Below are 23,163 nucleotides of genomic sequence, written 5' to 3' on the forward strand. Positions count from 1 at the left end.
CCCAAGACGGCTACTAAACGAGTGCTGTAGGACTGGCAATGAACCGTGCGGTGTTGATCTTTACATTTATTGTCTGCGCAACGCGAGACGGGCGACGCTCTCCATCAACGGAGAGCAGACCGTTGGTGTGGTCGAGTTCGACGACGGTACTGAGGGGCTCATCCGGAAGACGACGATCACAGAGGGCCCACTCAGCCAGATCGACGCGGTGACATTCCCAAAGCAGCCGTCCGCCTTGAGGACGGCGACCTCCTGGTGACGGTCCACACCGACCAGCACCCTCGCGGGGAGATCGCGGGCATCGTCGAACCCGTCGGCGAGCACGGGAGCGATGAAGATAGTGACAGTGGTGGTGACGAGCCGGACGACTCCAGCAGCACGGGCGACGACAGTACCGATGCTGGCGGACCAGACCGTAGTGGTGGTCCGAATGGCGACTACGACTGTGCCGACTTCAATACGCAGGCGGTCTATGAACAGGATACCTGCGATCCCCACGGGCTCGACGGGGATGACGACGGAGAGGCCTGAGAGCGGCTCCCTAGCGGGCGGTCTGTCTCGCTGGCGACCTCGACGATCGATTTCGTCCGCTCGCTGTTATCGTATTCTCTCGTACCCGTCTTGGTGTGTCGTGCTATCGCTGCTTTTTCCTCCTTCGATCATCCCCCATAACCTTCCGGCTGCTTGTTATACTGTTCAAGCAGAGTCTGATCACGAAATGCATTATTCGATGTTATTTGATCCATATATTGGCGGTGTCTAACGAGTACTACAACCGGAACGGTATCAAGCTCGAGTATCTTCGCTATGGCAAGTCTGTGTCTTCCATCAGCGAAGAGAAGATCGCCATCTCGTCCGATATCGACGACGATTTGATTCAGCGTCCGGGCGATGATTCCCCATGATTTCTTTGAGTCGGTTGGGTGTCTGTAGCCCGTCTCTTGAATAGATCTGTAGAGCTCGTCGAGTTTGGCGCACTGTTCGCTGACATCTGTTTTGGATGAACAGCCATGCCAGACGGAATGTCCCTGATTGATGAGTTCCAACGCCCGCTGTACTAACTCGGTGTCTTTCCAGGGTGCCTCATCGATGAATCGCTCCTGAAGCGATTGATACAGAACCGTCTCCTCGAATCGTTCAGCATTGTAGAAATCATATGGGTAACCCGGATAGATATCACGCTCCTGTTTTTGATCCCACTCTCCTCCTCGTACTGATCCAATCAGTTTTAACCTGTGTAAATGGGGGTATTCTCTTCCGGTTAGCTTGCTGATCTCTGTGGGATCAACCTGAAAGACCTGAAACGGATCGATGTTTTCGGTATAGTTCTCTATATCGTACGTCCGCATCCGTAGTACTCTCGGAGCGGTTTTCCAATACAGGCTTCGCGTCTGTTTGCTACTCATTGGTCCGCTTAGTAATGCGAATTCAATCGAACGAAGCACTAGATACTCTGTCGACTGTCGTTTCTGAATTTGTCTGATCCTTTTCCACCAATCTACAAACACGACTATTGACCTATATATCTCCAGCCGCGCATACTACATAAATTATGCTTTTATATACATTGTATTTATATATAATATAATATCTAAACTTACCCATTTTATTTAGCCGAAATTGAGATTAAGACACAACTAGAACTAAGCACGTTATGGTCCCATTCTACACCTTCTCTACAGACTCTTTAAAAGTGTTCTTTAACATACTCGATTTATGTATAGTACGTTCGCAGACGACTTCTCTCACACCGATTACAGTGACACCACTAATTAAATTACGTCATGATGACAATAGAATCGTTGTACGCGTTCGTCGGTAAGCATCGGGCCCGGAATTTGCATCGTATTCGGCCCTGGTCTCCCATTTGCCTCGATTATTTTGAATGCATGATCTGTGACGATAACGTCCCAACCAATATATGGCGTTCGGGATAGATATTCTGCGATTGAGCAAATTTCCTCCTGGATCATTTCCCAGTTTTCAACCTCGGTGCCGGTAACTGGTGCGCCTGTATTCGGATGATCTTTACGTCGCTTGAGTTTACCGCCGCCAGGTGTCTCGGCTACTTCCATTAGATTCCCCGTCTCGAGATCTACCCCAGCACAGATCCCGCCACGTGACCAATTGTCAACTGGTGCAGATGCATCGGTCCCAAATCGATGGACCGCACGTGCAATGAATGCCTGATCGGTGTCTGGATCGATCATCGTGATGATTCGTAGAGTGTTAGACGCATCAGGATAGATATCAGTAGCATAGTCCGCCTGCTGGACTCGCTCATAAAGGAGAGAGTCCGTATGTTCTTTGATTGCTGTCATAACGTCACTGGGGTCGTGTTGTTTATGGTTGAGCCGGAGACTGTCACCGTTCGACTCAATGACGTCAACTCCTCTGCCGCCCATGCCCTCTGTTGGCTTGACGACAAGACCTCCCGTCGGTGGAGCGGTAACGAGATCGTCGATAGATCGGGACTCCTCGTTATCAAATAGCCGAACCTCTCCATCTGTTATTACGCCGTAGCATTCCGGTAGATATTCGTCGTATGCGTTCAACAGCTGGTCGAACATCCTCTTATCATGAAACAGAGGAATTAGCGGCTCATCAATTTTACAGGCCCGAAGTCGGTGCTGAGCATGACTCAAATAGTCTTCAGGATCGTGGTTATCGAAGTCGAAGACCTGCGGTGCGATCGAAATGAATCCGTGCCGCCAGAGCCAGACTCGAGTCGCCCAGTTGATATCAGCGTTCTTTGCGGCTTTGACTTCAGCATCTACAAGCAATATCATACTCACTGCCATATCACTGGAGTAATCAAGAATCATGCTTAGCAGCGGAAGAACTCCTCGTTCACGTTTAATACTAAGGAGGCGTGAAAGCATGATGAACCCAGTTGTTCCTCACAGATATAATTAGATGTTTTGTAAAAGTATTATACAGTGACACAGTACGGACTATCAATTCTCTGCTTACCACTGACTTTTTACTACTGCCTAGTGGTAGGTCAGATATGCAGGCACTTCATCGCGTGGCTGACGCTGTCAGAGAACGAGATTCCTTCCGATTCGTTGCTAGCAGTCTCGAGTTTGCTGCCCACTGGGTCGGGGACATGCTACGACTTATCAGCGATGAACACGCCTATAATACTGACCTTCCCCTTTTAACGCGGATCGGACTATGGCGGCGCGGCTTTCTCTCACATGGTTACGAATTTTATTCACTTGATGAGAACGACCCTGCTGATTTTATGAGTCATTATCAGCACCGACGCGTCGCTTCGCGTGTGAATCGACATGCATCAGATCTACTGGATCACAAGATCATCTTCCAGCGATATATGGGTGGTGAGCATGAGGATGTGCTTCCTGATCTCCGGGGATACGTTCACGACGGTGTAGTTCATCAGCCTGATGGGGAGAAACGTTCATTTCGAGACTGGGTCACTTCACAGTCCACAGGGTTTGTCGTTAAACGTAGCCTTGGCGGTCAGGGTTCGTATGTCTACGTTGTGAACGTTACCGATGATGAGCTAGAAGTCAATAGGGGCGTGAAGAACGCTGGTGAGTTGGCAGACGAAGTTGAGTCGGGTGACTGGATTATTACGGATCTCATTGAACAGGCAGACTACGCAGCCGAAATTTTCCCCGATAGCGTGAACACGCTTCGGCTAACGACGCTACTTGACTCTGAGACGGGTGATCCGTTCATTGCGAGCGCAGTCCATCGATTTGGGACCGATGCATCTGCACCAGTTGACAATTGGTCCGGTGGTGGAGCCTGTGCACGCGTCGATGCAGAAACGGGTGTGCTCACCAAGGGTGCTGCCTTCCCTGAGAAGGGAACGATGCACGTCGTCGATAAACACCCCAATACCGGAGCCCAAATGACTGACGTTGAAATCCCACGATGGGAGATGATTCGGGATCGGATTCTTCAATTAGCAGATGAAATGCGAATTACACCGTATATCGCGTGGGATGTCGTGCTGACTGATGACGGAATTCAAATTCTTGAAGTAAATGATCGGCCTGACCCAAACTTAATCCAAATCCACCAGGGATTATTTGAAGATCCTCGTGTTAAGCGCTCTCTCTACGATCACTTGTAACTTCTCTTTCTATGAATCGATTGAACCGAGTGCCTCTGGAGTCCTCACTGGTTGAGTTAGTAGGCTCGTTGAAACAAGTCGAATACTCACCCAATCTTGAGTACTGAGTGACTGATGACCAGGGAAATAACGATCATAGCGTGTTTATCTGGCTCTGCTGGGATTCTCTTCTTCTGACATTCCGTAGGACTGCTCTGCTACCCGTTCTCAACGGAGGCGGTAGGAAGATACCGCTAGAGGAAATCGCATGACAGCAAGAGGGTTTCCATCCAAGTCATTTATATGTATTTTGCCAGTTTGACGGATACCACAGTGACTTTATTCATTGATATCATTCTAGATAGTATGATTCAACGAGCCTATCACGCTGCCAAACCGTTTATAACCCGTCTCAAACGGGCGTACCATCTCTTTGAAGAGGAGCGCAAACTTCGCAGGACGTTCGACATGCCGACACGAACGCGTCTCTGGCTCTACTTCCATGGATTCACGAGCCGTGCTCTAATGCTCTACAATCTTCAGGAGAACGGTACGGACGCCTACCTCTCTGATTTCGATCGGTTTATCAAATCGCCCGAAATCAACGCAGACTGGAGCGTCTTCCTCGACAACAAGCTCTTGTTCTACCATCTTCTCAATGAACACGAGGATCATCGGGTGACCATCTACGGCGTTCTGAAGTATGGACGCGTATATCCCATTGATAACTCTGCTGAACCTAGTATAAGTCCTGGCCGATGGATCCGCCAGACCTTAGATGAAGAGGGATCCCTAGTTGTCAAGCCCGTCACTGGGGGTGGGGGAAAGAACGTCAGGCTCTGTCGGGTTACGGACGACGGGTATCAGATAAACGGTACGGTCCATACAGCAAGTGAGTTTGAGGGTTTGATGAGCGATCTCGACGAGTATCTCGTTTCTGAATTTATCGAACAAACGGATTATGCCCGGGAGCTGTATCCCGCGACATCGAACACGATCCGCGTGGTGACGATGGTCTGTCCGGAGACTGACGATGTCTTCATCGCTCAGGCGATCCAGCGTATGGGTGCAGACGGAACGGGACCAGTCGACAACTTTTCCGACGGTGGCTTATCGGCGAGCATCGATATAAGAACTGGCACGCTCGGAACTGCTGCCCAGTATCCCCACCCTGATCGAACAATGGGTATCCAGCTGGATGACCTCGAATGGCAGAACACTCACCCCGATTCGGGTGCGGAAATTACGGGAGTCGAAATTCCAGCCTGGGACGCTATTCGTGAGCAGTTGCTTGAAATAGCGGACGATCTCTCGTATCTCCCGTATGTTGGCTGGGACATAATCGTTACCGATGACGAGGGATCGTTCAAGCTAATTGAGGCCAACTCCCACCCCGGAGTGAAATCGTTGCAGGTTCATGGACCGTTGTTGGCCGATGAACGGGTACGGAACTTCTATGAGACGTACGGTGTTATCAATTAACTACGGAACACGACGTCCGTCGGATGGGACATCGCACCTCTACGGGATCAGGGCGTCGTCCGGATCATACGGCTCGTCTGCTGAACGATCGTCCTTCGAAGCGGCGCGTAGATGAGTATGATCGCCCCATAGACAACGATGCCGACGCTGACGAGCGCAAACAATCGGACGGTCGTATCGACAACGATCGTTTGCTGAAGCAGGCCTACTGCGGTAAACATCCCGACAGCTGAGGTGATACACCACCCGAGTTCTCGATACGGGATCTGGAGCGTGAGATACTGTCGGAGATAGTACCACCGGAGCAGCGCTCCGAGAGTGTATGAAAGCGACGTCGCTATCGCCGCACCGACGAGTCCGATCTGCCAGATGAGTATGGCGTTCAATACGACGTTTGCGACGATATCGACGATCGACGCTCGATTAACGAACTGAGGTTTATCAATTCCTTCAAGTGTCTTTCCAGCGATTGATCGAAATGCCCGCGGAATCAATCCCGCAATAAGGATTGGGAGTGCAAGTGCAGCGGCTCCGAACTCCGTCCCAAACAGTAACGAGAGGGCTTCGAAGGATAACAGTGCAGCACCGAAGAACGCCGGAATAATGAGAATTAGAGCTGGAGTCAATGCTTTCGGGATAATCCGCTCTATCCGGTCTGATTCGCCTTCTGCATCCCAGGCGCTGATCTGAGGGAAGACGGTCGAAGAGATCGAGCTTGTTAGGAGGAAGATCGGGCCGATAATACGCCATGCGATCTCATAGGCGCCGACGGCAGCTGAAGACAGAAAAATTCCCATAATCAACACGTCCGTCCAGTTATGGGCATATGTATCAATGGAGGGAATAATCGTGTATTTCGAGTACTGCCAAATAGAAGATGCGGCCTCCATTGAAGGGAGCGTGGGTGTTGTCGATACTAGATACAGGCCGACTAGTGTTTTGGCAACAAGACCTACGATCACCCCGTATACGAGGCCATATAATTCGTATTCCATTGAAATCAATACCACGGCCACTCCGATCCAAACGACTTTGTTGACGAACAGAAGCAGTGCAGACTCACTGACTCGTAATTCTCCTCGCAGCACATGGACCAGTAAATGTCCGAGATCTCGGAATATTACCGTGATTATAACCAATCCTGCTATTTGCACTCCGACGTACTCATTGATATAGCTAGAGCCTAGCTCGATTACCAAGACGACGAGCAGTAACACACCGAGCTTGAGTAGAATCCCACTCGAAAGAAACTCGCCCGGTTTCTTCCCCTCGCTCATTCGCTTTGAGATCCCAGCCCGGATCCCGAGGTTGGAAACCATTGAGAAGACTCCAGTTAATGCTTGAAAAAGGAAAAAGACGCCTAATATTGAGGCACCCAGCTCGCGAGCGAAATAGAGAATTCCTACGAAGCTCAGCACTGCTCCCACCATTTCCGCAATATAAAGTGTAATCCCAGACCGCGCTAGCTTCATTGATTGATCGAATTCCCCGTTCCTACATTAGTGTGGCTATCTCAGCCGACATGCCGCTCAAGTTATACGACTGATCGATGTACTCTGGTGCTTGCAGTGCTTGGACGGGATATCGAGAGGGATGTCCTGCGTTGACCCACTCCGAAAAGATCCGTATACGAGTAGATCGCGCTTCACCCATCCGAAATCCACTCCCCTTCTACACTATCTCAGAGACCGTGTAGCGATATTTTCCGGAGTCGCTCGCAGTGATCTCGTCGGGAAAGGTAAACTCGATCTCAATCTCGTCGCCGAGTAGTTTCTTCGCCTGCTGTTCGATCTCGTCGAGTTCGCTACGGGCGGGTTCGGATCCGTTGGTGAGAACGATCCGGTACACCACGTGATCGACGGCTGTCTGTCTGATCTGGAATTTCTTGATCCAGTCACGGTGATACAGTACCTTCCGGAGGTAGCCAGGGTACACGAGCTCACCATCGGGCGTGCGGAAGTGATCGGTCACTCGTCCGGTTACCGTCTCCAATTTCGAGAACGGGAGCTCACCACCGTTTTGGTTCTCCTTCATAATGCCCATATCGCCGATCCGATAGCGAATCAGGGGCATCGTGTAGTTCGTAAGTACCGTAATCGCTAGTTCACCTTCCTTCCCGGGCGGGAGCGGATCGCCGTTGTCGTCGACTACTTCAACGTAGTGGGTGTGATCGAAGACGTGCATCCCTTCTTCGTGTGGAGACTCGCACGCGACGTCGCCCACCTCTCGCGAGCCGTACTTGTTGAGAACGGGCGCGTTGAACACCCGCTCGATTCGCTCACGAACCGGTTCGTGGAGCGTTCCGGCAGTCGAGAGGATGCCATTGGGTGAGTGGACCGCCAGATCGTTCTGTTCGATGTGCTTGGCCAGCTCGTTCATCGACTCCACGTAGACCTCCATCGATCGAGGTTTGATCTCATTGATCCGCTTGACGTGCTCGGTCATCGTCTCCGCATTCATCCGATAGCTGTTCAGGAAATGCCGATTGAGAATGAAGTTCGAGAGACGGAATTTGAGGTCCTTGCTTTCACCTGTAACTGCACTTTCATCCCCCCAGAGTTTTACCATGGGTTCGCCGAGTTCCCGTCCCGCGAGACGCTGGTAGTAGATCTTGTTCGCGTTGTTCCAGAAGAGGTACTCGTCGTCTTGGAGGAACTCAACCGGCTCACCGGTGGTTCCGCCGGAGGTGTTTTCCCTGACGTTCGATCCGGGTTCGGTAGAGCGAAGGCGTGCGTTCTGTTCTCGGAGCTCCGTCTTCGTGAGGAGCGGAAGCTCCGTGAATTGGTCGAGATCGACGACGCCATCCTCTACGACGTTCGCCTCCTCCAAGATGTCCCGATAGTAGGGGACAGTGGCATGGGCGTGGCGAAGGAGTTGCTTCAGTCGACGCCGCTGATAGCGTCGAAGCGTTGGTCCGGTCATCTCCTCAACCCGGTCGATATCCCTGCTGTACTCAAGGACCTCGGGTCGAGTGAGCGCGTACGCGACGCGGGGTAGGTACTGTCTGAGACTCATCTCTTCCCGGTCGTACGCGCGTTCCCGAACGGAGCCGTAGTACGCCGGTCTGCTCGAGGGAAACCGTGATTCGAGGACGCAACAACGGTCGTTACCATGGAATGAGGTACCCTGCCGGTTCGTTAAATCATCCGATCTTCCTCTCCTCCCTCATCAGTCGTCTGGTCGTCCGACTAGGAGCTCTCCCTCTGAACCCGGCGACGAGATCCACCGCTCCTATCGATCCCAGGAGAAAGATGACCCAGAGGAACGACTGTCGATGACGCGTAGCCGTTCCGACGTTGACGGTTCCGAGACCGTACAGTATCGTCCCTAGTACGGCCCCTAGCACGAGAACGGAGACGGCCACGGGAAATCGTCTGAACGCGATGACGGTTCCGTAGAGTGCGAATACGAAGAACGCGATTGAGATCGCCGATTCGACGGCGATCAGTAGATCCGCGGGCGTCTCTATCATCCAGGGGAACGGCGTGAACAGGAAGTACACGGCGGCCAGCAGGCCGGAGAACAGTACGTCAGCGCTCGTCTCGAACGGAATGGAGCCGAGATAGGTCGTTCGCCCTTCGAAACGATCGGCACGAGTACGGAGATACCAGTCGCGAACGGGTTGGATGTGTGGAATCGAGGCGACGGCTCCCAGAATGCCGATCAGCCCCACGCCAGCGAGGACGGACTTCCGAATCGGGAGGACGTACATGATCGCTCCACCAATGATCATCCCTCCTAGCAGTATCCCGTTTTCCGGTCGAAGAAGGGTGACCAGGGCCATGGATATGGACGCCCCAACTATGGCTACGACGGGTCGATTCCGGATCGTTTTCAGCAACAGCAGTGCCGTCGTAGTGATGCCGAACAGTATCGCTGCCTCCCGAAGAATTACCGTGTGTATGGCGACGTACGACGGATAGAAGATCATCGGCACCGCTGCGAGGGCACCCGCTTTCTGCGAGTGGAGGTACTCCCCGAGACGGGCGACGTTGTAGATGCTCCCTGAGCCGAGCAGGGCAACGAAGATCGTTGCATACCAGATGCTCGGTCCTGGAAGCAACCACGCGAAAAAGAGGATTCCGCTCCAGCGTCGGTACGTACTACTTGGCTCCTCTGCCGCCACATAACTCATCCCTTCTTCAAAAATGATGCCTGAGGTGACTCCCTCCGCGATGAATGCGGCCGATCTCTCGAATCGGACTGCATCCGCAAGTGCATAGGGATTCATACTTGTCTGAATAGTTATTGGGACCACAACCAGTCGCACGGCTAATGCGAGAAGAAAACAGGCTACAGGAACTGAAACCGGAATACGATTTTGCCAACTGGTCATACCAATAACAGCCAATGACTTCAGAAAAGCATTTTGCGACGCTTGGTATGATTTTTGATGGAGAACGGTGCTAAACTGCCAGAGAGCATGTTGTGATCGTTACTTTGATGTAGGATCTAGAACCTTCGTTTCTAGAGGTACGATGCCATCTGACTCTCTCGCTCATATTTCTTTTATATCTGATCGTCTCCAACATTACCTGGATCAATCGGATACCACGGCTGGTGGTGCACAACGCCAGCAGTATCTACTTGCACAAGAACTTCTCAAGCGCGGTCAGCAAGTCTCTGCGATCGTCGGTGATCATGGCCAACCCGCTGAAGTAGTACAGAAAGGTGTACGAACGGTTCGTGGCTGTCCGAAAGACGTGTCCAACCCAGGAGATCTACCGGGTGCGTTCTCCCAGCTTGAACGCGCGATTCGACGCGTCGATGCAGACGTGTACTACGTTCGGGGTGCACCGCGTCTCTACATTGCCACGCGATTGCTAACGTGGTTACACCGAAAACCCCTCATATTCGGTATAGCGAACGATAGTGATCTCAACCCAGAATATCTTGAATCGAGATACGGGCACACAGCGAGGGTATACCGCCGCCTGTTGCCACGTGCAGATGAGATCATTACCCAGACGCAACGACAGCACGACGTGCTGCTGGATGAGTTCAACCGTTCATCTACCGTCATTTCGAACGCGTACACGCTTCCTCCCGAAGAGGACGTTCTCAATCAGACGCAACGAGAGCACGTTCTCTGGGTTGGAAGTAGCGATCCGGACCAAAAGAAGCCTAAACGGTATCTCAGACTCGCGCGTGAGATTCCCGATGCCAAGTTTGTCATGATCTCCCAAGACATCGGTCATAGTGGGTTTCACCGTGAGTTGATGTCCGAAGCCGAAGCCGTTCCGAATCTCACGTTCATTGAGAACGTCCCTCCCGAGGAAGTACACGATTACTACCGAAAAGCAACCGTATTCGTCAATACTTCCGACTACGAAGGGTTCCCTAACACGTTTCTCGAGGCGTGGCGATACGAGACACCCGTCGTCTCTCTCTACTATACATTGGATGACATTTTAAAGCAAAAAGACGTCGGACTTCACTCGGGATCGATGGAGAAGCTGATAGACGACGTCTCCGAGTTGCATGAGGACGAAGCCTTTAGGCAGCGACTCGGCAAGAACGGAAGAGAACTAGTGAAACGAGAGTATTCCATCAAACAAGCAGCAGATAAGTATCAGTGTGTTATTAGCAGACTATAACTTACAGGAGGTAATTCTTATCGCATGAATATTATCGTAATAGTAGCGGATACAGCACGGTACGATATCGCTACAGAGGTGTTCTCTGATTCAGCGTGGGCATCCGACGCTACTCACTACACGCGTGCGTTCGCCAACGCCCCATGGACGCTTCCCTCTCATGCGTCCCTGTTCACCGGGACCAACCCCTCGAACCACGGAGCCCACGCGGACCACAAGCAGTTATCGTCAGAACTTACTCCGCTGGCTGAAGCGTTCCAACACGCCGGCTACGAGACCGCCGCCGTCTCGAACAACACCTGGATCAGCGAGGAGTTCGGTTTCGCACGTGGGTTCGACACCTTCCACAAGACGTGGCAGTACGTCCAGTCGGATACCGATCTCGGCGAAATCGCGAGAACGAAGGAGGGGACCGATAAGCTCCGTGCCGTCGCGAACAAGCTCACTGACGGTAACCCGTTGACGAACATCACGAACGCGATCTACGGCCAGTTCTTCAGAAAACAGCAGGACGACGGTGCGAAGCAGACCAATCAATGGGTCGCCAACTGGTTACAGGACCGGGACGGCACCGCCCCGTTCTTCCTCTTCATCAACTATCTTGAACCTCATCTCGAGTACAGACCGTCAGAGGAGTTCACTAAACAGTTCCTCCCCGACGGGGTCTCCTACGACGAGGCGATGGACGTCCCCCAGAACGCCTGGTCCTATATCGCCGGCAAGACTGCGATGTCCGACCGGGAGTTCGAGATCCTTCGGGCGCTCTATCGCGCTGAGCTCGCATATCTGGATGGGCGGTTCGCTCAACTCAAACAATTGCTTGAGGACGCCGGCGAGTGGGAGGACACGGTCTTCGTCGTTATGGGTGATCACGGCGAGAACATCGGTGATCACGATCTGATGGATCACCAGTACTGTCTCTATGATACCTTGCTCCACGTCCCACTCATTATCAACGGTGGGCCGTTCACGGGAGGCACCGAGGACGACCGTCTCGTTCAGCTCACGGATCTCGCACCGACGCTTCTCGACGTAGCCGGCATTGACGCGCCGGAGGCACGAGACCAGTTCCAGGGCGCATCATTCCATCCGAATGCGGACGCCGAGCCACGCGAGTACGCGGTCGCGGAGTACCTGGCCCCACAGCCCTCGATGGAGGCGCTTGAGAAACGCGTTGGCGACCTTCCTGCTGACGTCTACGAGTACGACCGTTCGCTCCGCGCGATCCGGTCGAGCGACCACAAACTCATTCGCGGTTCCGATGGCACTCGCGAGCTCTATGATGTCGTCGACGATCCCGGAGAACAACATAATATCGCCGACGAGAACCCGGAGATCGCTGACGAACTCGAAGCAAAGCTCGACGACTGGCTCGACTCATTCGAACACGCCGACACCTCCGAATCCGTCTCGATGACGCAGTCCACTCAGGACCGGCTCGAGGATCTGGGCTATCTCCAGTAGCCTCGTCGAACAGCTACCCGCTCTCAGTCACCGTCTTCTCCGATGACCATTCTGTTTCACTACCTGCTCTTCGAGACCTGTTCGAGTGTTCTCGTCGTCTGCTCGACGGTAGCACTCCACGTGTACTCCTTCTCGACGACCTGCCGCCCGTCGTCGTACTGTCCTGAAAGCGCCCGTATCAGTCCGCGAGCGAACCCCTCGATGTCGCCGACGGGGACCGTCGTCCCGGCTCCGTCGATCACCGGCGCAACCTGCTTGAGGTCCGAACAGACTACGGGGACGTTACACGCCATCGCCTCCAACACTGTTCGCGGAAGCCCTTCCGCACGGCTGGGCAACACGAGTGCATCACCCGCGCGATACAGTGCCGGCATCTCGTCGTACGGTAACTGTCCAAGGAATCGAACTGATCCCTCTAACTGCTCGTTCGCTACCTGCTCCTTGAGTTTTCCACTCAGTGCCCCTTCACCACACAGGTAGAGCCTCGCTTCGGGATGCGCCTCCCGTACCCGCTTGATGGCCGCGACCGCGTCCTGTGGGCGCTTCCCGTCGACCAACCGACCGACGAACAACACGACTGGTCCATCGTGGTCGAGCAAGTCGCTTTCGGGCCCCTCGGGCGTGAAGCGCTCGGTGTCGATCCCGTTCGGCACCACCTCGATGTCGCTCTGGACGCCGAACTCCCGCACTCGATTTCTGTCCTCCTCGGTGTAGCAGAACACCACGTCCGCCCGGTTGAACGTCCACCGACCCACGCTCCGAAGGTACACGTCGAAGACCCACTCGGGTGCGTTCTGGGAGTAGAGGCCGTGGTTCGTGATCGCAAGCGGAACGTCGCTCAGTCGCCGTTTTAGTGCTGCGAGGTTCGTCGAGAAGTAGAGATGCGAGTGGGCGTGCATGACGTCGAACGCTGCCGCGTCCTTGAGGTGGCGTGCGACGCCGAGCGAGACGTCGTTTCCGAGCGCGGTCACGCTCGGCCGGTAGCGGACGACCCGATACCCGTCGCGTTCCTCGACGGCCGGTTTCTCGGGATCGCCATCGACCGTCACTACCGTTACGTCGTGCCCCATCGCCGCCTGGTCACGACTCATTGCGTGGACGTGGTACGGTCCGCCACCCTTCACGTCGGGATAGACCTTCTGTGCGACGCGTAGAATGCGCATACCGGGAGTGACCGCTCGGCTAAAATCAATCTGCTGATCGGTTGTTCGATTCCTCAATTTCAGGGTCTAGATCGGAGTCGAGGTCGGGATCGTCCCTACGCAGCAGGACGAGTACGTCGAGCATCGCGTTCCACATCTGCCAAATTACGATCTTCACGTCGAATCAGGACGGGCGAAGAGCTGGGCAAGCTGGCAGCGATGTCCCGGGATGATGAGGGAGTGCTGGAGGTGTTTGAGGGGTGCTGTCGCACTATTACCAGCCCAGCGACGGTGCCGAGGAGACGTTTCGGAAGGCTGTGGAGGAGATGCGTGACGATCTAGAGGCGAACATCGACACGGTGTTCGAGCGTAACGGCTAGGAACTGCCCAGAGTAAGACGATATAACCAACGATACAGTTTACCTACTAACGTGGCACTGAACTGCCACTCATCCTTTGACTACGCTTTGTCAGGAGCACAACCGCGAATGCTGGGAGCAGCAGGACAACATCCTCGAGGAACGCAATCAGCGCGTTGTTTACGAGTCCGTATGGGATAAGGTGTGCCATGACGAGCGCGAAGGCGAACAGAGCGAGCAGCGAGTTGCGGTTCTGGTAGAGCGTCCAGTAAGTGAGTTTGAGTAGGACGCCGTAGATGATCGCCCCGATGACGATCCCCGGAATGCCGGCGTTGATGTAGAACGAGCCCATGTCACCCGGCGGCAGTCCACCCGATCCATCGGGGATCACCCACCGGCGGATCACCCCACCTTCGGTCGAGACTGGCTTCTCGGACCAGATGGCACGCGGTATGAAGTTCATGATTACCCGAAGATAGAATGTGCCGTACTGATATCCCATCTCCGCGGGAACCATTTCCATCAGTGCGATCATGTTGTCGAAGGTGTCGTTATGGACACCTGCAGAAACAATCCTGAGTGGGTCGACCGAGCGCAGTGCGGTGATCGGGGACCCATCAGAGCGGGCGGCCTGCGCGCCGATCAAGAACACCGAAGCGACGGCCCAGAACACGGGGAGCAGTAGGAAGTGAGCCGTCGGGTGAAGCCGCTGTGCGAACATGAACACGGGGTTATCGGAACGATCGTAGCCAGCGAATCCACGGAGCGCCGCGTAATAGCCTAGGATCGCGAGGACGATTCCGATCCGGACGACCGCCGCGCGACCGCCGAGCAACGAGATGAGTCCGAGGATGACGGGGAGGGTAAGGATCTGCGCAGCCGAGGGGAGTTCACGCCGGCTCATCGTCGCGAGGATCCAGAGGAAATAGCCGATATATGTCATATTCGCGATAAGGATGAGCGGACCGAGCCCCTCGAAGAACTGGCTCCGGGAGACGGATGTCGTGTAGAGGAGTAGTGGGTTTCCGGCAGTGACAACCCATAGCAGGTAGGCGTAGCCGACCAGACCGACCGCGATGTAGCCAAGCCCGATCCGTCGAAGTACCGTCTCTCGTCCGCGGATAGAGAGCCGTTGCGGGAGGGATATCGTGGGTGGGCGGTAGAGGTAGTACGCGCCAAGGAGGACCGCGAAGTATACGATGTAGAGTACGCCGACGGTCGTGAAACCGGCCTCAAACGGCGTCGAGAGCCCTAATCCGTCAATCGTGTACTCGCGCGGCTCATAGTAGAGCCGTTGAATATACGCGATGGCGAGCATGAAGATGAACAGCGACTTGAACACCATCGGCTCAAAGAGGTCAAAGCGACCCGACCGCGCGCTTAGGAGCCACGGGATCCCCGCGAGTGAGAGTAGCAGGCCGGCGATTAGCGGGAAGGGCGACCATTCGACCCATGCGATCACTGCTCCCGCGACCGTAACTGCGATGATGACTACTACGAGAGCGTACAGCAGGAGCCTCGCGCGGCGCGATTCGTGGGCGGGTGTTCGATCGGCCACTGGGGACCGGGATTCGGTTCTCAATCTTGGAGGTCCGCTCATGATGCTGTCATTATCTTGACTAAACTCGACACTTCACGGCGGCGAAGACCGCCGGTCGCGAACAGGCAGACCGCGTATACCGGTGGGGCGAGTGCAAGGATGAGAATCCAGTGCAGCGGCACGAAGGCCATTGTGATTCCCATCAGTCCGGTAGCGACGAGAATCCGGCTAAGGCGGCCCCAATTGGGGACAACTCGGAGGGTATCTTGAAAGAGCCATCCGAGGAGAATCGCTCCGACACCGAATGATGCGATCGTGGTGAGTGCTGCGCCAGCGACGCCAAGTACTGGGATCAGCAGGACGTTCAGAACGGCATTAAGCGCGACCATTGTGAGCTGGGCGAGCAGCGGCGTCCTCGAGTCACCGGTGGCGTAGAACAGCCGTTGGTAGACCTCGGCGCATCCCCTGAGGAACATTGCGAGTGCGATCAGGACGAGAAGGAGGTGTCCGGCGTCCGCGACCTCAGCTGTTGAGATCAGTCCGATCACGGCGTCGCCGATCAAGGCGAATCCTATTATCGCCGGTAGGGCAATCGTTGAGAAGTACCGGATACCAGTTTTCGTGTACTCGACAATCGTCCGGCGATCTCCCTCGTTCCAAAGGGTCGTGAACTCCGTATAGAACGACGCGTTGACGGGCGTGACGAATAATAAGATTAGGTAGGCAATGCTATAGGCGACGCTGTAGACACCGACCGCACTCGCTCCGAGGAAGAATCCGATGAGCACTCGATCGACCTTGTCAAGCGCGTGTTTTGAGAGATCGCCGCCCATCGTCGGTAGCGAGAACGCGAGCGATTCCCGGGCGATATCTACGGACGGAGCCGATATGCCGACCTCCCGAACGACGGGAAAAGTGATCGCTGCGGTGATCACTATTTTTGCGAGGACGACCGCAACGAACGCCTCGATGACCGTTCCATCAAGGGCGAGAATCGTGATCGCGACGGCGGCGACAAGCAGCCAGACGTCAACGGCCTCGATCCCGGAGTAGAGTCGAACCCGGCGCTGGGCATGGTAGTATGCCCGCGAAATCCTGAAGATGGCTTCAAACGGGATGTATGCGGCCGCCGCGACGAAGAGAAGCGTGTACTCGGTTGTGCTGAGTGTGTATACCGAGAGTAGTTCTGCACCCCCGGCGATGAATCCCGCGATGGTGAGTGCGGCCAGTCCCGAGAGGACGAACATCGTCGAGACGAGTTGGGAGGTCCGCGTACCGTCCGAGTCGAGCTGAACGAGTCCGGTATCGAGCCCGAGCGCGGCAACGTTCACGGCGATAATCGCAATGCCAAATGCTTGGACGAAGGCACCGTAGTCGGCGACCCCGAGGCCGAGTGTGAACAACGGGATGAATAATAGCCCGCGGAGCTTGAGGCTCGCCGTGAAGAGCGTCGAGATGATGATATCGCCCGAAATCTTCTTCGAGAGAGTCATGATTATCCACTACTGCTATCCCGCTGCGGTTGCCGTTTCCGTTGCCGAAGTTCTTCGGGTTCGTCCAGAAGCTGGTTGGTCGTATCGTCGACTGATCCGCCGGGGTTCTTTCGGGCGTTAAGCCGTTGCAACGTCTCGTCTTCGAACCGAATCGCCATCGTCATCATCATCTACCCATGGGATTATGTACGAGGATTTGCTATAGGCCTTACGTGATGAGTACAGGTTCATGGGTTTTAATCTTCCTCGATAATCAGAGACCCTGAGGATGCAGCCGGGAAAACTATCAGTCGCGTTCATCCGAACAACCTCAGGGGAGTTCACTGGGACGTCAAAGATGATTCTCCGGCTGGTCGATGGGATCGGTGACGACTTCGAGCCGATCATTATCTGCCAGAAGGACTGCCCACTGCTCGAGCAGGCCCGCGAGCGGAATCTCCAGACGGAGGTCATCCCTTACCGGGGAGTCCTCGATAACTACGGAGGGTCCCTGCTTTCACCGTCGCCACTTCAATTTCTTCGGATGATTTTTCGGATTGGACAGTATAACTTCGACGCCCATCGGGTGCTCTCCGAGGCGGATATCATCTGGTGTGATACCCTCCGGACGCTCCTCACGCTCGCTCCTACCGCGATTCTCAGCGATACGCCGGTCATCTGGAACGTCGGACTTGGCGAGAAATCAGAGGGTATCTACGCGTGGCTGAATGAGGTATGCTTCCGACTCGCTGATCATGTCTTTATCGAGTCGGAGCTGCAGGCCGAACGCCTCTATGGCAAGCAGTTCGATCGTCACCGGCAGAAATTTACCATCTTCTATAAAGGGATCAAGATCGACCGATTCGCGACGTCAACCGAATCCGAACATCCCGATGGCGGGTCTGAACCCCTCACGATCGGAACGGCGGGAACGCTCACCGAACGCAAGGGTCATCATACGGCGCTTGAGGCACTCGCCCGATTTCAGGATGAGCATCCTGATCTCGACTTTACATACCGAATCGCCGGCGGGACGTCCCATCCGAAACACCACGAGTACGAGGCCGAACTCCGACGACAGATCTCCCGACTGGGGCTTGAGAACGTCGTCGAGTTCTGTGGGTGGGTGGACTCGGAGGATATGCCCGAGTTCTACCAGTCGTTGGACGTATTCATCCTCGCGTCGTCTGCTGAGGGGATCGCAGGGGTTGTCCGCGAAGCGATGGCGTCAGGTTGTGCCGTAATCGCGACTGATGTCGGCGGTAATCCCGAAGCGATTACCGATGGCGAGACCGGCCGAATCGTCCCACCTGACTCCCCCGATGCGATAGCCGACGCGCTCTCGGACCTCGTTTCGAATCCGCGGCACCGACGTGAGATCGCCGAGAACGGGTGCGAGTACACCACTGAGAATTTCTCGGTTGAGACGTATGTCAACCGGTACGCGGATTTTCTGAGGCGCGTCGCGGCAAGACAATAGAACGGCGGGTCCCAGCCCTTTCATCGATATCGCTGTGTGTTGACTCATCCGTAGTCATCTCGCTTTGCTCTCATCGTGACGCTCTTGGCCGATAAACACCTTCACCGAATCCAATAGTGCGATCCACATCTGTCGAATCACGATCTTCACATCCAGCCAGAACGACTGCCGCCGAATGTACTCCAGGTCGTAGCGAAGCTTCTCCGTCGGATTCGTACTCGACGCATCGTTGATCTGTGCCAATCCCGTCAGGCCCGGTTTGACGAACCAGCGCTTTCGCCACTCGACAGCCTCCTCTTCGAGCAGCGCCTCTTCGTCAGTCCAGGCCGCTCGCGGGCCGACGACGCTCATGTCGCCGGTAAGAATCGCCCAAAGCTGGGGAAGCTCATCGAGGTGTGATTTCCGGAGCAGCCGACCAACGCGGGTGATCCGGTCATTCTCGCCGTCGTCGACGGGATCGGATGACTCGCTGCCTGGCAGCATCGTCCGAAACTTCAGCACGTCGAACGTTCTGCCGAGTCCGGCGGTTCGCGTCTGTCGGTAGAAGACCGGTCCGGGACTGTCGAGTTTGATCGCGAGCGCGATTAGCCCGAGTAGTGGTGCGAACGCCGTCAGTCCCGTCAGCGCGAATCCGACGTCGAAAATCCGCTTCAGTAGTCGGTCCTGCCAGTCCCACGGCTCGAGGTCGATCGTTACGAGCTCTCCTGCGGTTTCGTCCGAGAGCAGCACGCTGTCGGCGTGTTCGCGAAGCACTTTCGCCTCGACCCCATGAGCGTGACAGGTCTCGAGGACGCCGAAGAACTCTCCTCGGTCCGTGCTCCTGAACGCAAACACAACGGTGGCAATATCATGTTCGACGAGGATCTGCTCGAGCCGGGAGAGCCCGCCAAGGGACTGAAGATCCGAGGAGGGCATTTCGATCGTGCCGCCATCGGTCACTGTTGGTGTCGGTGATCGTGCTTGATCTGAGTCGATATTGATGCCGAGCGGCGGAGAGAGATAGCCCAGTACGGGGCTCTCGATCGCGTCCGCAGCTCGATTGATCTGGGCTGGATCGTCACCGACGATGATCGCCGGTTTCTCGCCCTTGATAGGCTGATTCCCAAGAATGACGAACCAGGCTGGAAGGACGATCAGCAATATGCCCATCGTCATCGCGAGCGTCGCACGCGGGAGCCGGTACGTCATATTAAAATAGCCGAGCGTCGCGAGCGCGAACATCGCCACCAGCACTCGTTTTTGCGCCAGAAAGATCGTATCCAAAATCCGTCGTGGACGTGGCTTGTACAGCGGGATCAGACAGGAGAACACGACGGCCGTGCTGAGTCCGACTGCCAGAAACAGTCTCTGTCCGTCTAGCACCACCACTGGAAGCCGTCTTACTACGGGCACGTAGCCTGTGAGGAGCATCTGCGGGATCGAGTGGTTCGCGATCAGGACGGCGATTGCCGTCCACACCACGGTTCCCGCAGCGCTCATCAATCGATATCCTCCCCACTGTGCCATTACTAAAATTATCTCATGCCTATTCCATAAACGTTGTGAAACAACCGAAACCCTTTGATTATAAGGTATACTATGTAAAATAAACCTCACTTCATACTGGTATGTCCTCTCTCGGATCGTTCATTGACAGCACGCTGGGGCTGTTACTGATGAGATGTTCTACTCCTAGACCCGCTAACCCGAAGGTGTGGAGACCAGCGATCGTCGCTGTTGCTGGAATCGGCGTCTACTCCGTCTGATGATCTCTTGGCGATCTAGCCGTCATCGCTACTGTCATCGGTACCGTCACCAGTGTCGGCATTCGACTCGGCTCCGGAGTCCGGTTTCGCGCCGGATTTCGTGTCCGTGGTTGAACCGTCTGCTGCAGGACCATTACCGTCGTCTGCTGTATGGGTGGAGTCCGATGAACTTGCGTCGGCTCCCTCGATACTGTCACTTCCGTCAGAGTCCGCGACGGGAAGTGGTGCGGTTAGACTCTCGATCACGTAGCCGACGGCGAGCGCACCGAGGATCGATCCGGGACCGAACTGATAGAGCGTATAGGCCTCAAACAACTGGTGGACGGCAAAGCCGCTTGCGATCGCGAGCATGCCGAGCGTTCGAACGACGAGGGCCGGCCGGATCATCGAGTGAAGCAGCGGCCCGACGACGAGCACGAGGTAGGCGCCCCCGCCGATGAATCCCGCTCTGAGCGCGATCGAGAGATAGGAGTTGTGGATCGAGTAGGCGTCGGCGCTGGCGGGCAGGTAGGGTTCGATGAGCTGGCTCGTCTCGACGAGACCCTGCCCGAGCGGCGAGCCCTCGACGAGAAACGCGCGGAAGCCAGCCGACCAGAGGGTGAATCGGTTGGCCGGATCGATGGGGAGGACGCCGAGGGCAATCCCACCCAGAAACAGACCGACGGTGACGATAGTTCCCGCGATAAAGAGTGGAATCCACCTCGGATGCGTTCGTGAGCTCGCGACGTAGAGGCCGAGAGCGACTGCAGCGGCGAGCACGGCCGCACGGCTGCCCGAGAGGGCGAGTCCGACGACGGTGAGCGGGAAACAGAGGAGGGGAACGACCGCGAACGCCCGATGACGCGAGCGCTCGTAGGTCCGGTGGGTGGCGGCGACGCTGGCGATGACGCCTGGAAACATGAGCAAGCCGAACGTGTTGGGATTGGCGTAGATCGATCGACTGAGGGGTACGTTACCGACCGCGAGCGTGCCGGTCCACGTCCGCACGCTGAAGACGCCGATGGAGTAGTCGCCGACGAACACCGTCGAAAGCGCAAGGAGGGCGACCCCGGCGGCGATCAGACTGATCGACCAGTACACCGCGTCCTGGGAGACGTACCGTGGGACGACGAAGAGGTTGAGTCCAAGAATGATGCCGGCAAAAACGGGAAACAGCCCGAGACCGGAGTTGGCGGCGTACTGGCTCGAGTGAAACAGGAAGACACCGAAGAGGGCCGCGAACGAAAGCAGGTACGGAGCACCGTGCGTCCCGAAGCGAAGGAGATCGCCGCGAGCGAGGATCAACAGGAGCGTCAGAACCAGGACGGCCAGGACCTCGTGGAAGCGACTGGCGACTCCGCCGCGGACGAGGGCCCGTACGAGCCAGCCGATCGCGAACACGAGGACGAGCTGGAGGCCGAACAGTGCCCAATGCCCGTCGGCGGCCGTCGAGTGGTAGTACACGAGCGCGATGGCGACGAGCGAGAGATAGGCCGCCAAGAGGTGGGACGTCCTGATGACGTCGGTATCCGGCGCTACGGCGACGAGGAGGGTGAATCCGGCCAGCAGGCCAACACCGATCGCGAGTCCTGCTCCGCCGGCGCTGTCTACGCGGTCATCAGATTCCATGGAGCCATCGAATACGTATGTGGAACTATCGAAATAACATCAACATTGTGATGCCGTTCGTCGAACGGCATGCGGGTTCGGTACTTCTGTTGGCGATCCATGGACCGCTGGTGTCTCGTATCTCGACACCGATGAGGACTACGCCGAACCCGTTTCCAGGCGGACTCGAACGTAGAGTAAAAGACGGTACGGCGTGAAGCCCAGGTCGAGTCCCCCTCCTACCCGCTCGATCACAGCTATGGGTCCTACTCAAAGCAATCCGCTCGTCAGCGTCGTCGTGCCCACCTACGAGCGCCCCGAGGCAGCAAATCGGGCGATCGAGAGCGTTCTCGACCAGACGTATCGACCGATCGAGTTGATCGTCGTCGACGACCATTCGCCACGACCGGTGGCCGACGCGTTGGGACCGATCAATGCTGACGACGTGCAGGTCACTACGATCCGCCACGAGGAGAACCGCGGCGGGAACGCCGCCCGGAACACCGGCCTCGACGCGGCGACCGGGGAGTTCGTCGCGTTCCTCGACGACGACGATGAGTGGCTGCCGAAGAAGCTCGAACGCCAGGTCACAGCCCTCGAACGGGAGGACGCCGGATTCGCGTACACCGGTGTTCGGAACGTCGGCCCCGATGGCGAGACGATCTCGATCACGTCCTCGTCGAACGGCGGCCGGGTGACCAAACGGCTCCTGTTCGGCAACTTCATCGGTACCTTCTCGGCCGTGATGGCCCGGCGAACCGTGATCGAGCGAGCGGGGAGGCTCGACGAGCGGTTACCGAGCTGGCAGGACTGGGAGTACTACGTTCGGCTGTCGCAATACGGTCGGTGCGTCGCGATCCCCGAGCCGCTCGTCGTTCGCCACAACGCTCCGACGGGCCAGATCAGCCGGTCAATTGAGCCGAAGCGTGAGGTCTCCTACCCACTTCTTCTTGAGCGGTTCCGGCCAATCGCCAGCGAGTATGACGTCGAGCGAAAGATGGAAGGGTACCTCTCGTATGCGCTCGGACGGGCGGCCCTCTCGAACGGTGACTACGCCGGCGCACGACGTGACTTCATCCGGTCGATCGTTCGGTACCCCTTCGACCCCTCGTTCTACCTCTATCTCGCGGCGGCGGCCGGCGGACGATATGCGTACCCGTCGTTACGGACGGTCAAGCGATATGTGACTCGACTCACCGCTTGATTCG

Annotated in this window: 17 protein-coding genes; 6 read left to right on the plus strand and 11 right to left on the minus strand. The window is 55.9% G+C overall.

Annotated features, from left to right (window positions below):
* Nucleotides 1-66: 66 nt before the first annotated feature.
* From V0Z78_RS03545 to V0Z78_RS03555, 3 genes are all read right to left on the minus strand, one after another.
* Nucleotides 67-498: a hypothetical protein gene (locus V0Z78_RS03545; RefSeq protein WP_336343244.1), complete on the minus strand. Its 432-nt coding sequence runs from the start codon at nucleotides 496-498 to the stop codon at nucleotides 67-69.
* Between the two features lie 161 nt (nucleotides 499-659).
* The gene (locus tag V0Z78_RS03550) at nucleotides 660-1,349 is read right to left on the minus strand and encodes a ParB N-terminal domain-containing protein (RefSeq protein WP_336343245.1); all 690 of its coding nucleotides are present in this window, start codon (nucleotides 1,347-1,349) and stop codon (nucleotides 660-662) included.
* Nucleotides 1,350-1,772: 423 nt separating this feature from the next.
* Nucleotides 1,773-2,825, minus strand: a complete 1,053-nt coding sequence (locus tag V0Z78_RS03555; RefSeq protein ID WP_336343246.1) for a sugar-transfer associated ATP-grasp domain-containing protein — start codon at nucleotides 2,823-2,825, stop codon at nucleotides 1,773-1,775.
* 185 nt (nucleotides 2,826-3,010) lie between these two features.
* Between V0Z78_RS03555 and V0Z78_RS03560 the strand changes: the two genes are divergently transcribed.
* Both V0Z78_RS03560 and V0Z78_RS03565 read left to right on the plus strand, forming a co-directional pair.
* On the plus strand, nucleotides 3,011-4,108 hold the full coding sequence (locus V0Z78_RS03560) for a sugar-transfer associated ATP-grasp domain-containing protein (protein ID WP_336343247.1): 1,098 nt from the start codon (nucleotides 3,011-3,013) through the stop codon (nucleotides 4,106-4,108).
* A 447-nt stretch (nucleotides 4,109-4,555) separates the two neighbouring features.
* Nucleotides 4,556-5,569: a sugar-transfer associated ATP-grasp domain-containing protein gene (locus V0Z78_RS03565; protein ID WP_336343248.1), complete on the plus strand. Its 1,014-nt coding sequence runs from the start codon at nucleotides 4,556-4,558 to the stop codon at nucleotides 5,567-5,569.
* A 47-nt stretch (nucleotides 5,570-5,616) separates the two neighbouring features.
* Here V0Z78_RS03565 and V0Z78_RS03570 read toward each other — a convergent pair whose 3' ends face one another.
* From V0Z78_RS03570 to V0Z78_RS03580, 3 genes are all read right to left on the minus strand, one after another.
* Complete coding sequence (locus tag V0Z78_RS03570) at nucleotides 5,617-7,041, minus strand: lipid II flippase MurJ (RefSeq protein WP_336343249.1); 1,425 nt, start codon at nucleotides 7,039-7,041, stop codon at nucleotides 5,617-5,619.
* 199 nt (nucleotides 7,042-7,240) lie between these two features.
* On the minus strand, nucleotides 7,241-8,398 hold the full coding sequence (locus tag V0Z78_RS03575; RefSeq protein WP_336343250.1) for a phenylacetate--CoA ligase family protein: 1,158 nt from the start codon (nucleotides 8,396-8,398) through the stop codon (nucleotides 7,241-7,243).
* A 313-nt stretch (nucleotides 8,399-8,711) separates the two neighbouring features.
* Nucleotides 8,712-9,800: a hypothetical protein gene (locus V0Z78_RS03580; RefSeq protein ID WP_336343251.1), complete on the minus strand. Its 1,089-nt coding sequence runs from the start codon at nucleotides 9,798-9,800 to the stop codon at nucleotides 8,712-8,714.
* A gap of 247 nt (nucleotides 9,801-10,047) precedes the next feature.
* Here V0Z78_RS03580 and V0Z78_RS03585 point away from each other — a divergent pair, with 247 nt between their 5' ends.
* Together V0Z78_RS03585 and V0Z78_RS03590 are read left to right on the plus strand one after the other, a co-directional pair.
* A complete protein-coding gene (locus tag V0Z78_RS03585; RefSeq protein ID WP_336343252.1) occupies nucleotides 10,048-11,166 on the plus strand; it encodes a glycosyltransferase family 4 protein in 1,119 nt (372 codons plus the stop codon).
* 24 nt (nucleotides 11,167-11,190) lie between these two features.
* Nucleotides 11,191-12,630: a sulfatase gene (locus V0Z78_RS03590; RefSeq protein ID WP_336343253.1), complete on the plus strand. Its 1,440-nt coding sequence runs from the start codon at nucleotides 11,191-11,193 to the stop codon at nucleotides 12,628-12,630.
* Between the two features lie 59 nt (nucleotides 12,631-12,689).
* Here the strand turns inward: V0Z78_RS03590 and V0Z78_RS03595 are convergent, their stop codons facing one another.
* The 3 genes from V0Z78_RS03595 to V0Z78_RS03605 all read right to left on the minus strand — a co-directional run bounded on the left by V0Z78_RS03595 (nucleotide 12,690) and on the right by V0Z78_RS03605 (nucleotide 17,164).
* Entirely contained in the window at nucleotides 12,690-13,793 is a 1,104-nt protein-coding gene (locus tag V0Z78_RS03595; RefSeq protein ID WP_336343254.1) for a glycosyltransferase family 4 protein, read from the minus strand.
* A gap of 405 nt (nucleotides 13,794-14,198) precedes the next feature.
* On the minus strand, nucleotides 14,199-15,689 hold the full coding sequence (locus V0Z78_RS03600; RefSeq protein WP_336343255.1) for a hypothetical protein: 1,491 nt from the start codon (nucleotides 15,687-15,689) through the stop codon (nucleotides 14,199-14,201).
* 38 nt (nucleotides 15,690-15,727) lie between these two features.
* Entirely contained in the window at nucleotides 15,728-17,164 is a 1,437-nt protein-coding gene (locus tag V0Z78_RS03605; RefSeq protein ID WP_336343256.1) for an oligosaccharide flippase family protein, read from the minus strand.
* A 268-nt stretch (nucleotides 17,165-17,432) separates the two neighbouring features.
* Between V0Z78_RS03605 and V0Z78_RS03610 the strand changes: the two genes are divergently transcribed.
* A complete protein-coding gene (locus V0Z78_RS03610; protein ID WP_336343257.1) occupies nucleotides 17,433-18,623 on the plus strand; it encodes a glycosyltransferase family 4 protein in 1,191 nt (396 codons plus the stop codon).
* A 54-nt stretch (nucleotides 18,624-18,677) separates the two neighbouring features.
* On the opposite strand, the gene V0Z78_RS03615 is transcribed toward V0Z78_RS03610, so the two are convergent.
* Nucleotides 18,678-20,129 carry a sugar transferase gene (locus V0Z78_RS03615; RefSeq protein ID WP_409338721.1) on the minus strand — a complete coding sequence of 484 codons (1,452 nt, stop codon included), beginning with the start codon at nucleotides 20,127-20,129 and terminating at the stop codon, nucleotides 18,678-18,680.
* 254 nt (nucleotides 20,130-20,383) lie between these two features.
* On the minus strand, nucleotides 20,384-21,976 hold the full coding sequence (locus V0Z78_RS03620; protein ID WP_336343259.1) for an O-antigen ligase family protein: 1,593 nt from the start codon (nucleotides 21,974-21,976) through the stop codon (nucleotides 20,384-20,386).
* A gap of 238 nt (nucleotides 21,977-22,214) precedes the next feature.
* Here V0Z78_RS03620 and V0Z78_RS03625 point away from each other — a divergent pair, with 238 nt between their 5' ends.
* A complete protein-coding gene (locus tag V0Z78_RS03625; RefSeq protein WP_336343260.1) occupies nucleotides 22,215-23,159 on the plus strand; it encodes a glycosyltransferase family 2 protein in 945 nt (314 codons plus the stop codon).
* Nucleotides 23,160-23,163 lie beyond the last annotated feature (4 nt).

Origin of the sequence: Halalkalicoccus sp. CG83 (genome assembly GCF_037081715.1) — an archaeon.
GTDB classification, from domain to species: Archaea; Halobacteriota; Halobacteria; order Halobacteriales; family Halalkalicoccaceae; genus Halalkalicoccus; species Halalkalicoccus ordinarius.